Origin of the sequence: Sphingosinicella sp. (assembly GCF_052387495.1) — a bacterium.
GTDB lineage: Bacteria > Pseudomonadota > Alphaproteobacteria > Sphingomonadales > Sphingomonadaceae > Allosphingosinicella.
The window spans coordinates 36,344-44,038 of sequence record NZ_JBQTJC010000069.1; the positions used below are offsets into that span (position 1 = coordinate 36,344).

The following is a 7,695-nucleotide window of genomic DNA, read 5'->3' on the forward strand; positions in this document are numbered from 1 at the left end:
AAGCTTGGAGGAAAGGAGGCGGGAGGCCGGTGAGCGACGGGTGCGGAAAGGCCGCGCCTGCTCTTATCCGGAGTCTCCCCATGATCAGGACCATCCCCCTCAACAAGCTGGTGCCGAGCCCACGCAACGTGCGGCGGGCGGCGGACGAGCAGGCCGACCTCCAGCTTATGGCCGACATCGAAGCCCGCGGGCGTCTCCAGAATCTCGTGGTGACCAAAGCGGCCAAGCCGCGCGGCACCTTCGCCGTCGAGGCCGGCGGCCGCAGGCTGTGCGCGCTCCAGCGCCTGGCCGAGGACGGCAAGCTCGCCAAGGGGCACGAGGTCTGCTGCCTCGTGCTCGAAGGCGGTCCGGCCGAGGCCCGGGAAGCCAGCCTCGCCGAGAATTTCCAGCGGCTGACAATGAACCCGGCCGACGAATGCGTCGCCTTCTCGGCTCTCATCGAGCAGGGCTCCGACGTCGAGGGCATCGCCCGGCGGTTCGGACTTACCGTGCGCTTCGTCGAAGGCCGGCTCAGGCTCGCGACGCTCGCTCCGGCTGTGTTCGAAGCGCTCGGCGCCGGCGAGATCAGCCTCGACGTCGCCAAGGCCTATGCCGCGACTCCCGACCGGGAGCGGCAGGCCTTTGTGTTCGAGCAGATGAGCCGAGGCTATGGCGCCGCCCATCCCGACTCCATCCGACGCATGATGACGCAGGCGACGGCGAGCGCCAGCGACCGCCGCGCCCGCCTCGTCGGCGAGGAGGCCTATGTCGCGGCCGGCGGACGGATCGAGCGCGACCTGTTCGCCGAGGAGTCGGGGGCGCGTTGGCTGGACATCGCCATCCTCGAGCGGCTGGCCTGCGAGAAAATGGACGAACTCGCCGCGCAGGCCGCCGCCGAAACCGGCCTCGGCTGGGTCCGGCCCTCGCTCGAACATTGGCTCGGCGGCGCCCAGACCGCCGGACTGCGGCGCATACCCGTCCAGACTTCGCCGCTGGCCGAGGAGGAATCGGCCGCCGTTGATGCGCTCGAGGCGGAGATCGAGGAGATCGCGCTCGGCTTCGAGGACGAGGAGATGAGCGAGGACGCCCGGGATGCCGCCGAAGCGAAGATCCGCGACCTCGGCGACCGGATCGATGCGATCGTCAACAAGCCGCCCGTGATCGACGACGAGCTGAAGCCGCGCATCGGCGCCTTCCTGATGCTCGACGAGCATGGCCGGCCGCGGCTGGACTCCGGCCGCTATGCCGAAATCTCTTCGGACGGCGAGGAAGCGGATTCCGGCGGCGATGATGGCGGCGCTTCCGCCGGACCGGCCGAAAAGCCGGGCCGCGCGGCCGGGCTTTCGCAGCGCCTGGTCGACGAGCTCGCGATGCAGCGGCGCGACATTCTCGCCGTCCATGTCGCGGCCGACCCCGGCCTGGCGCTCGATCTCGCCATCTTCCTGATGATCGATCGAGAGGCCGGTCATTCGTCCGAAAAGAGCGGCTCTTCCCTGGTCGCGATGCCGCCCTCCAACCCGGTCTTTGACTTCAAGACCCCCGAGGCGGCGGCGACGATCGCCCGGGCCGAGGCGGCCGACGCGCTCGATCGCGGTTGGGCGGACGCCGAGACGCGCGCCGAGCGGTTCGATGCCTTCCGGGCACTTCCTGACGAGGCGCGCGCGGGCTGGCTTGGCCATGCGGTCGCGCGCACGCTCGAAGCGAGCCTCAATCTCGGCGGCCCGCGCGCCTGCGCCTTCCACGACCATCTCGGCCGATTGCTCGGGATCGACGTGGCGCGCTGGTGGCGCCCGACCGGCGCCAACTTCTTCGACCGGGTGCCGAAGAGCGTCACGCTCGCCGCGCTTGCGGACATCGGCGGTCCGACCTTCGCCGCCCGCTATGCAAGCGCCAAGAAGGCCGAGCTCGCCCAGTCAAGCGAGCGGATCTTTTCCGGCGACTTCATCGGCGAGGTCGAGGTCAAGGAGGCGGCTTTGGCCTGGGTGCCGGGCGCGATGCGGTTTGGCCGACTGGGCGATGGCGTCAGCGACGCGACGGTCTCCGACGAAAGCGGGGTCGATGACGCCGCGCAGGCGGAGGTCGGCGACTCGGTCGGCGAGCCGATCGAGGAAGCGGCCTGAGGTCTCCTAAGGCTCTTCCTCACGGGCGGCTCCTTTGCCGGGGCCGCCCGCTTTGCCCCTCGACACCGGCTGGGGGCGGCGAACGGGACTTGCTGTCCGAGATCCGGACCTAGTCAAAAGTGGCCACGGGGATTGTCCAAAGGGATATGCGGGCAATTCTCCACTATCCGACGCAATCGACCCCGATCAACGCGCCTAGCCGAGGGCCTCACTGACCTGTCGGCCAGCACCCGTCCGGACGGGCGGCCGACGCCTCACAGGAGATTGGCGACCATGGCGCAACGGTCGGAACAGATTGCCTCCCGGTCTCCCCGCCGCCCCCAACCCGTGCCGAGTTCACAGGAGAATTCCGATGGCGAGTGATCGCCCGACTCTGACCGCCGAGCGGCTCGAACAGGCCGCGAGGAGTCTCCGCCCCGCCGAGCGCGAAGTGCTGATCCTCAGCGCGCGCGAGAGGCTTTCGAACGACGAGATTGCCGAACGCCTCGGCATCACGCCGGAAAGGGTGGAGCGCCTCCTGGCCGGCGCACTGGTCCGCTTGGACCGCGCCCTCGAGCGGCAGGAGCGCCTTTGGTGGCGCTTCTGGTGAACCTGTTTCTGAAGGAGGTTCGAACCATGCCAACCGACATCGAACGCGGCTATCTCGATCAGGGCTACGCGCTTCCGGAGGGCCTCAGCGGGGCCGACGTCGCCGAGCAGCGAGCCCGCTGGGACATCGATCCGATCTTCGTCCCGCTGGCCCGAGTGCCGGGAGCCTGTATCGGCTAGGGCGTTCCGTTCCTCGACGGCGTCCCGCTGAAGCATCCCTGAGCACCGCTTTTGCATGACCGGGGTCGTCTTTCTCGATGCCGCAATCCGGCGCCAGAGGGGCCCTGACCCGGCTCCGCCTTCCCGCAACCCGCGCGGCCTTCGGCCCGTGTTGCCACGCTGCGCGCGGCGGCCCGCGCCAGCCTCGGCCGGGGGTTCCCCGCCGCTGCGCGGACGGTGCGGGGGAGGCGGCTGGGCCGGGTCGTCGGGCTCCAGGCGCCGGATCTTCCGGCGTCGCACGAGGGAGACCCATCATGCACACAAGCCTTGCCGCGCAGCTCGCCCAGCTCGAGCTCGGCCATCTGAAGGTCGAGCGGATCGGGCCCACGGCCATTTCGGAGCCGCCGGATCCCGACGCCGTGACCCAGACTCTTTCGGCGGTCTGGTCCGACCTTTTCGCCTTGTTCCCCGACACCGCGCTCGAGCACGATGCCGAGGAGCTTGCCTGGGGAATGGTGAACCTCTTCCACCGGGCGGCGGCCAAGCGCAGCGCGCAGATCGATCGCGCGACCGATGAGATTCGCTGCCTGCTTGCCTCCGCCGACGGCTCCGAAATCCACACCAGCGAGCTGGAAACCCAGATCGATCGCGCCCGCGCCGCAGAAGCCGCGATGCTTGCGCTGGAGGGTTTCCGCGAAGCGGCCGCCTCCCTCTACATGAACGAGACCGGCTCCTCCTGGCGGCCGGCCGGCGGCTCCCGGCTCAATCATTCGCGTGGCCTCACCTCCGCCGTCGTCGACGGCCGGGCCTTTCTGAAAGCCCGCTCCGAGGCCCGGCGGACCGCCGCCATGCCGCAGGGAACGCCGGTCGTCTTCGCTGGCGGACGGCTGTCCTTTCCCGCGGCCGAGGACGCAAGGACGTTCGCCGGCAACGTCTGGGATACGCTCGACAAGGTGCGCGATCGGGTCGCCGACATGGTCCTCGTCCATGGTGGCGACGGCAAAGGCGCCGATCGCCTGGCCGCCTCCTGGGCCGAACGCCGTCAGGTTGCCCAGGTCGCCTTCGGCCTCGACAGCCGTCTCGGCGCGCGTGCCGGCTTCAGGCGCAACGAGCAGATGCTCTCGCTCGACCCGCGCTATGTCGTCGCGTTCGCCGGCAATGGCGTCCTCGAGCGCCTCGTCATTCAGGCCAAGGAGCGTGGCGTCCATGTCGTCGATCGGCGGGGACCTTTGGGCACGAATCCGAAACATGCCGCGCGCATGGCTGCCTGAAGGCCGTGCGCTGGACCGGGTCCGGCCGGTTCAGCGCATGCCCTCGCCGAGGTCTCTTGCCTGTGGCGCGGCGGGCGACCTACTCTGGCCTGGCCGTCATTGTGCGGCCGCGGTGCCCGGACCCGGATGGCCAGTGTCGCAAGGCATGGCGCATGTTCACAAGCATGTTCTCAACATCCGACCGCGGCGCCGCGTAGCCGATCGCTCGCTTGCATCTTGATCTGGAAACGGGAACGACAGCTTCGTGAGAACCAATATCGACCATCTGCCGCAGGTTCAGCAGGACGAGCTCGCGCGCGTCTCGCGGATCCTGATGGCCGAGTTCGAAGAGGCCACGGCGCGGGCCACGCAGCCCTGGCGGAAGAACGGGAAAATCTACAAGATCATCCTGTTCGGCAGCTATGCCCGCGAAGATTGGGTCGACGAGCCGGACAATGGCTACCAATCCGACTTCGATTTGTTGATCGTCGTCAGCCACCGGGATCTCACCGAAATCGCCGATTATTGGTATGTCGCCGAGGACAATATCCTGCGCGATCCGGCGATCGGCCGGCTCGTCAACATCATCGTCCACTCGATCGACGAGGTGAATCAGGCGCTCAAGCGCGGGGAATATTTCTGGGTCGACATCGTTCGCGACGGCATCGCGCTCTACGAGTTGCCGCAGCATGAGCTGGCGACGCCCATGCCGCTGACGCCCGCCGACGCCTACACTATGGCGGCCGCGTATCTCGAGGATTGGCTCGGAAAGGTCGATAGTGCGATCAAGCTTGCATCGTTCGCGCAGTCCGAGGGAGTGCTCAAGGACGCCGCCTTTTTGCTCCACCAGGCCACGGAACGGGCCTACGACTGCTATCTGCTCGTGCGGACGCACTACTTTCCGCGCTCTCACAACATCAAGTTTCTGCGCTCGCTGGCCGAGGACAATGAGCCGCGTCTGATCGACGCCTGGCCGCGCGCCACCAAGCTCGATCGGCGCCGTTTCGAGCTGCTGAAGCGGGCCTATGTCGAGGCGCGCTATTCCGCCAATTACGAGATCAGCCGCGAGGATCTCGATGTTCTGAGCAGCTGCGTTCGCCGCCTCCGCGATCTTGTCGAGGCGGTCTCGATTGAGCGCCTGGAGGAGCTGCGGATCGCGGCTGGGGCCGCCAAAGCGACCTGAGCTGGTCGGCGCGCCAGCGCGTCTCCGATCGATGGTCAGGGTCTGCGAGCGTCCTTGCCTTGGACGCCAGACCTCCCCGATTCCGTCTTCCAGCCCCTTTTTGTCTCGGCAGCTTCGGCCCGCAACCCGCGGCCCTGCGGCCCGTGTTGCCCTTCGGGCTGCCCGCGCCAGCCTTGGTCCTTAGGTTCCCCTGCGGCTTCGCCTGCGGTGCGCGCCGCCGCTTCGCCTCGCCTTCCTGGGGCTGTCGATCGGGGTGGTCCCGGCGACGAATTCAGGAGACGCAACATGACCAACATCGTCCTTCTCGTCGGCAATCTGGGCGCCGACCCGGAGCTTCGCTCGACCAATGGCGGCACCGACATCGCCATCTTCAATCTCGGCACCAGCCGGCCCAAGCGCGACGGCGAGGGCAAGACCTACAAGGATGCCAGCGGCTTCACCGCCAAGGACACCGAATGGCATCGGATCACGTGCTTCAACGGCCTCGGCCGGGTGATCGCGCAGCACGCCGTCAAGGGCATGCAGGTCTCGGTCAAGGGCCGCATCCACTACAGCAAGTGGACCGACCGCGAGGGCATCGAGCGCTACGGCTGCGAGATCATTGCCGACGACGTCCAGTTCCTGAGCCGGCCGCGGCAGAACGCCGCCCCGGAAGAGCAGGGCGAGCTCGACGAGGATGTGCCCTTCTGAGGCCCCTGTAGGCCCGGCGGCTTCGGTCGCCGGGCCATTTCTCGCGTATATGGCGTGAATTGACCCGCTAGGGGGCGCGGGGACCGAACAGGATAATGGCCGCGCCGCCCAGGCATACAAGCGCGCCGATGACATCCCACCGGTCCGGCTTCGCCCCTTCGATCACCCATAGCCACAAGATCGAGGCGGTGATGTAGACGCCGCCATAAGCAGCATAAGCCCGCCCCGCATGCTCGACCTCGACCAGGGTCAGGAGGTAGGCGAACAGCGCGAGGGCGGCGATGCCGGGCACCAGCCACCACGGCGATTTGTCCAGCCGCAACCAGGCCCAGAATGCGAAGCATCCCGCGATCTCGGCGAGCGCCGCTCCGATATAGGCAAAGGCGGTCATGACCTCCGCCGCGTAACAGCGATCGAGCGGCGGGGGGAGGGTCTTGTCTCGTTGTCGGCCCAGTGTGGCGGGCGGCGGCGCGGCTGATCAAGGATGCGCGGTTCCCCCAATTTGCTTCGCAAATCGGCTCCCCCACGCCCCGCTTCGCGGCGCTTGTCGCGTCCCTGACAGCCGCGCCGCCGCCCGCGTCTGAAGCGCCGTCTTCGATCCTGAAGACGATGAAGGAGACGGTGCGATGACGATGATTTCTGCGATTGGAAACGGCGCGTTCGAAGCTCGGATTTCGGCGCTCGAGGCGGAGTTCGGGGCGATCCTGGCGAGCCGGATGATTGAGTCCGAGGCGGTGGATTTCCTCTGGGAAGCGCGCCTCAAGGAGCGCTATCTCGGGCAGCATTTCGATGTCTGCTTTCCGCCGGACGGCGAGGATATGGAGCTGTCCAGGGTCGCGGTGCTGAGCAAACTTGGCGGGCGCTGGCACGTTGGCGTGTGCCTGGTCGATGGCGAAGGGGCTCCAGTCGACATGCTGTGGCGTCAGAATTTCGAGGAGCGCGCCGAAGCCGAAATGGGCTTCCAAAGAGCGCGCTGAGCGAATGTCGAAGGATCGTGCGGGAGCGGCGCCAGGCGCGTCGCTTCCGCTTTTTTTTGACTCGCTTGGGTTGGTCTACGGATGAAGGTGGACAGGTGGATGGAGGGGGAAGGGGAATGCAAGATAAAGGCACTGTCTCGCGATGCTCGACAAGTGATTGTCTGCACATCTTTTTTTGAGAGACAGCCGATATGGCCGCGAGCTGGATTGTCTCGCGCAGATTGGCGCGACCGCTTGGTCCGTCGAGCTGTGCGGCACCCGTTGTCCTTGCCCCTCCAAGCGGCGGCGGCATTTCCTATCTAGGCGATATGAACCGCCCTCCGAAAAAACATCACTTCGTCACGCAGGCACAGCTCCGCCATTTCGCCGCGGACGTAGAGCGTCGCTCGATCTGGGTGTTCGACAAGCGATCGGGTGAATCCTTTCGCCCATCTATTCTGAATGCCGGCTCGGAGAAGGATTTCAACACCGTGCTCTTCGACGGTGGCGAGTGGAACTTCGAGCATCTGTTCGCAGAGGTCGACGCGCGCTCGGCTCGGCTGATCGGCGAGATCGTCGAGCGCCGCTCGATAACATGGCTGCGGTCAGACGACCGCCTGGCCCTTGCGGATCTTGTCGCGACCCAGCTTCTTCGCACCCACTTCACTCGCTCGACCCCCAGGCATTTGGCCGGCCGGGTCCGAGAAGTTGTCCGCGACATGGGATTTGATCCCGACGAGGATCCGGCCATGGCGATGCCGTCTGATGCC

9 protein-coding genes are annotated in these 7,695 nt (G+C 67.1%); 8 read left to right on the forward strand and 1 reads right to left on the reverse strand.

Annotated features, from left to right (window positions below; all coding sequences use genetic code 11):
- The first annotated feature begins 80 nt into the window (after window positions 1-80).
- The 6 genes from ACT4N8_RS03915 to ACT4N8_RS03940 all read left to right on the forward strand — a co-directional run bounded on the left by ACT4N8_RS03915 (window position 81) and on the right by ACT4N8_RS03940 (window position 5,969).
- On the forward strand, window positions 81-2,099 hold the full coding sequence (locus tag ACT4N8_RS03915) for a chromosome partitioning protein ParB (RefSeq protein ID WP_444856826.1): 2,019 nt from the start codon (window positions 81-83) through the stop codon (window positions 2,097-2,099).
- Between the two features lie 352 nt (window positions 2,100-2,451).
- Window positions 2,452-2,688 carry a sigma-70 family RNA polymerase sigma factor gene (locus tag ACT4N8_RS03920; protein ID WP_444856827.1) on the forward strand — a complete coding sequence of 79 codons (237 nt, stop codon included), beginning with the start codon at window positions 2,452-2,454 and terminating at the stop codon, window positions 2,686-2,688.
- A 26-nt stretch (window positions 2,689-2,714) separates the two neighbouring features.
- Complete coding sequence (locus ACT4N8_RS03925) at window positions 2,715-2,867, forward strand: hypothetical protein (protein ID WP_444856828.1); 153 nt, start codon at window positions 2,715-2,717, stop codon at window positions 2,865-2,867.
- Between the two features lie 293 nt (window positions 2,868-3,160).
- Window positions 3,161-4,117, forward strand: coding sequence for a DUF2493 domain-containing protein (locus tag ACT4N8_RS03930; protein ID WP_444856829.1), 957 nt, complete (start codon window positions 3,161-3,163; stop codon window positions 4,115-4,117).
- A gap of 244 nt (window positions 4,118-4,361) precedes the next feature.
- Window positions 4,362-5,279 (forward strand): HEPN domain-containing protein, encoded by a 918-nt coding sequence (locus ACT4N8_RS03935; protein WP_444856830.1) that lies wholly within the window; start codon window positions 4,362-4,364, stop codon window positions 5,277-5,279.
- A 285-nt stretch (window positions 5,280-5,564) separates the two neighbouring features.
- Window positions 5,565-5,969 (forward strand): single-stranded DNA-binding protein, encoded by a 405-nt coding sequence (locus ACT4N8_RS03940; protein ID WP_444856831.1) that lies wholly within the window; start codon window positions 5,565-5,567, stop codon window positions 5,967-5,969.
- Window positions 5,970-6,036: 67 nt separating this feature from the next.
- Here ACT4N8_RS03940 and ACT4N8_RS03945 read toward each other — a convergent pair whose 3' ends face one another.
- Window positions 6,037-6,360 carry a YnfA family protein gene (locus ACT4N8_RS03945; RefSeq protein WP_444856832.1) on the reverse strand — a complete coding sequence of 108 codons (324 nt, stop codon included), beginning with the start codon at window positions 6,358-6,360 and terminating at the stop codon, window positions 6,037-6,039.
- A 235-nt stretch (window positions 6,361-6,595) separates the two neighbouring features.
- Here ACT4N8_RS03945 and ACT4N8_RS03950 point away from each other — a divergent pair, with 235 nt between their 5' ends.
- Together ACT4N8_RS03950 and ACT4N8_RS03955 are read left to right on the forward strand one after the other, a co-directional pair.
- Window positions 6,596-6,946, forward strand: a complete 351-nt coding sequence (locus tag ACT4N8_RS03950) for a hypothetical protein (RefSeq protein WP_444856833.1) — start codon at window positions 6,596-6,598, stop codon at window positions 6,944-6,946.
- Between the two features lie 191 nt (window positions 6,947-7,137).
- Window positions 7,138-7,695, forward strand: a 558-nt coding sequence (locus ACT4N8_RS03955) for a DUF4238 domain-containing protein (RefSeq protein WP_444856834.1), incomplete at its 3' end; no start/stop codon positions are given.

Coding starts and splice junctions, on each gene's coding strand:
- ACT4N8_RS03915 (WP_444856826.1), top strand. CDS start 81: ATGATCAGGACCATCCCCCTCAACAAGCTGGTGCCGAGCCCACGCAAC.
- ACT4N8_RS03920 (WP_444856827.1), top strand. CDS start 2,452: ATGGCGAGTGATCGCCCGACTCTGACCGCCGAGCGGCTCGAACAGGCC.
- ACT4N8_RS03925 (WP_444856828.1), top strand. CDS start 2,715: ATGCCAACCGACATCGAACGCGGCTATCTCGATCAGGGCTACGCGCTT.
- ACT4N8_RS03930 (WP_444856829.1), top strand. CDS start 3,161: ATGCACACAAGCCTTGCCGCGCAGCTCGCCCAGCTCGAGCTCGGCCAT.
- ACT4N8_RS03940 (WP_444856831.1), top strand. CDS start 5,565: ATGACCAACATCGTCCTTCTCGTCGGCAATCTGGGCGCCGACCCGGAG.
- ACT4N8_RS03945 (WP_444856832.1), bottom strand. CDS start 6,360: ATGACCGCCTTTGCCTATATCGGAGCGGCGCTCGCCGAGATCGCGGGA.
- ACT4N8_RS03950 (WP_444856833.1), top strand. CDS start 6,596: ATGACGATGATTTCTGCGATTGGAAACGGCGCGTTCGAAGCTCGGATT.